The following is a 985-nucleotide window of genomic DNA, read 5'->3' on the forward strand; positions in this document are numbered from 1 at the left end:
GTAATAAATATAACTAAAATACAAAGTAGAGAAAATTTTTAAGAAATGTCAGATCTGAATATGGTTGATAGTAATTATTTTTTAATTGAAAAAACTTGAAATTTATGATTTATTAGTAGAGGTTGTTAACTTTTGTAGAAAAGCTAATGTTTTGGATTTGAAAAATATAAACCTTGTGACAGGAATAAAATAATAATATATAAAATATGATATTTGGGTTAATACAGTTTTAATGATTTCACAAAATCGACTAAATCAAAAAAAATTACTCAAGAATAAAAGGGTATATTTTTTCTTATTAAATTGGTTGATTTTAGGTCAAGCTATCTTTGGTAGCTTAATTAATTATGAAACTGATGGAGTTTATTTAAAAATATTATTTATTCAGAAATAATATTAAATAAAAACTACATTAGTATTAACGTTGGTACAAGCGTCGATATTTATTTTGATATATGAATCGCAGATAAGAGTGTAACTTTTATAATATTGATTTAAAAGATGGTTGTGGTAAATTAAGAACTATTTTAAAGGAAGTAATATGAATAGGTTAGGTTTTTTAAGTTTTGAACATATATATTTAATAGGAAGTATATTTGAGTTAAATTTAATTAAAAATGATGAGGCTCTGACTATTATTATGGATGGAGAGGTGAAAGAATATAAGGACTTGGTTTTTTTTAAAATAAATTTTAATACTGTAGCTTCATGTTATTATGAGATTAATAAAATGTGGCCTGACGAAATTAAAAAGAAATATGATATAAGTGTATTTGAAAGTACTAATTGGCAAGCTGGTATTTATAGAATTGAGTATATTGATAAGGAAGATCTGAAAAGATTTGATCCACTAAGTAGATTGAATTTAAATAAATTTTTAATTATTTCACAAAACAGCTTTTGTGAAATAATAGCGAGTTCTGAATTTAATATTGAAAAAATAAATTAAAATCTCATAATAATGAAGTCCTATTTAATTTTAATA

1 protein-coding gene is annotated in these 985 nt (G+C 22.2%); it reads left to right on the top strand.

The window, feature by feature from the left end; all coding sequences use genetic code 11:
- Positions 1 to 541: 541 nt before the first annotated feature.
- Positions 542 to 949, top strand: coding sequence for a hypothetical protein (locus ACH8JV_RS19475; protein WP_396523290.1), 408 nt, complete (start codon positions 542 to 544; stop codon positions 947 to 949).
- The last annotated feature ends 36 nt before the right edge of the window (positions 950 to 985 follow it).

The organism is Acinetobacter sp. ABJ_C5_2, from assembly GCF_044538485.1.
Classification (GTDB): Bacteria; Pseudomonadota; Gammaproteobacteria; order Pseudomonadales; family Moraxellaceae; genus Acinetobacter; species Acinetobacter nosocomialis_A.